The sequence below is a fragment of the Amycolatopsis sp. SID8362 genome, assembly GCF_010550475.1.
Lineage (GTDB): Bacteria > Actinomycetota > Actinomycetes > Mycobacteriales > Pseudonocardiaceae > Amycolatopsis > Amycolatopsis eburnea.
In genome coordinates, this window is sequence record NZ_JAAGNB010000655.1 from 1 (window position 1) to 1,747 (window position 1,747).

At 73.3% G+C, this 1,747-nt stretch carries 1 protein-coding gene and 1 pseudogene; one reads left to right on the forward strand and one right to left on the reverse strand.

Annotation, left to right across the window (positions count from 1 at the left end; all coding sequences use genetic code 11):
• Window positions 1–312 (forward strand): annotated as a pseudogene (locus G3I65_RS20270) (glutamine synthetase); the annotation flags it as partial.
• 223 nt (window positions 313–535) lie between these two features.
• Here the strand turns inward: G3I65_RS20270 and G3I65_RS20275 are convergent.
• A partial coding sequence (locus G3I65_RS20275; RefSeq protein ID WP_160697501.1) for an FAD-binding oxidoreductase occupies window positions 536–1,747 on the reverse strand: 1,212 nt, incomplete at its 5' end.

Sequence of the window (1,747 nt, forward strand, 5' to 3'; positions counted from 1 at the left end):
GGGCCGCCGTCGGACCCCCGCCTGGAGTTCCGCTTCGCCGGCGCGGACGCGCAGCCGCACCTGGTGGTCGCGGCGCTGCTCGCGGCCGGGCGGTTCGGGCTGGAGGAAGGACTGGCCCCGCCCGAGCCCGGGGTGTCCACGGGGACGCTGGCGGCCTCGCCGTGGGAGGCGTTGTCCCTGCTGGAGCGGGTGGGCGAGCTGCTGGGCGCGGACGTCGCGGCCCAGCTGACGGCGCTGCTGACCGAGGAGATCGAGTCCGGTCTGGACGCGGTCACGGACTGGCAGCGCCGCCGGGGCGCCCTCCGTTCGTGAGCCCGGCTAGGCCGGTGACCGGATACGTTCGCCGGGTTGCGATGGCGGTGTCTGCGTCGGGCCCGGCATGGCAGCACCGGATATCTGCGCCGACCGGCCCCCTCGGCAGCACCGACCACGACAACCCCGGCGGCCAACTCACCAACCGGAACGGCCAACTCACCCGCCTGCCGGCGAGTTGGCCGCTGCGAGCGGTGAGCCGGCCGTTCCCGTCTGACGACGACTAGGCCGGGCGGATGTTCTGGTTGACGTGGAACACGTTCTCCGGGTCGTACCGCCGCTTCACCGCCGCCAGCCGGTCGTAGTTGCCCTGGTACGAGGCCCGGACCCGGTCCTGTCCCTCCTCCATCATGAAGTTGACGTACGCGCCGCCCGCCGACGTCGGGTGCAGCTCCTCCCAGTAGTCCCGCGTCCAGCGCGAAATCGGCTCCGCGTTTTCCGGCGCGGGATCGACCCCGACGATCACGCCCGACCAGCCGCCGGACCGGTGCGGGAACGCCGTCGCGTCGGCGGCCACCCGGCTCGCCGCGCCGTCGATCGGGTACAGGTGCATCGACGAGTGCATCGTCGGCAGCGCCTCGCCGTGCTTGAGGTGGATGTCGATCGCCGCGTCCGAGATCTCGTGGAACACGTCCGCGCGCCAGTACCACTGCAGCCCGGCCGGGTACAGCGCGTCGAACGCGCCCTGCAGGGCCGTGTACGGCATTTCCTGCAGCCCCACCAGCAGCGGCGAACCGAACGAGCGGACCGGGGCCAATACCTCCTCGGCCTTGTCGTGCGGACCCGTGTAGCACCAGACGATGCCGCACGCCTTGCGGCCCCACAGCTCCTCCGGGAACGGCGGCGCGGGCGGCACGGTCAGCAGGCCGAACCAGCCGTTGACCTCCTCCGGCAGCGACGGCAGCAGCTCGCGGTACCAGCGCAGCACCGCGGGGGTGTCGGCCAGGTCGTACAGCACCGGCCCGCCGATGACCACGCCGTGCTCGCCGATGTCGTGGCAGCGGAACGTGAACGACGTGACCACGCCGAAGTTGCCGCCCCCGCCGCGCAGGGCCCAGAACAGGTCGGGGTGCGAAGACTCGGAAGCCTGCACGAACGAGCCGTCCGCGAGGACGACGTCCGCGGCGAGCAGGTTGTCGACGGTCAGGCCGAACCGGCGCGCCAGGTAGCCGATGCCGCCGCCGAGCGTCAGGCCCGCGACGCCGGTGGACGCGACGATGCCCGACGGCGTCGCCATGCCGAACGCGACCGTGGCGTGGTCGACGTCGCCCCAGGTGCAGCCGGCGTCGGCGCGCACGGTGTGGTGCACCGGGTCGACGGTGGTGCTGCGCAGCCCGGACAGGTCGATGACCAGCGCGCCGTCGGCGACGCCCAGCCCGCCCGCGTTGTGGCCGCCGCCGCGCACGGCGAGGTCCAGGCCCTGTTCGCGGCCGTA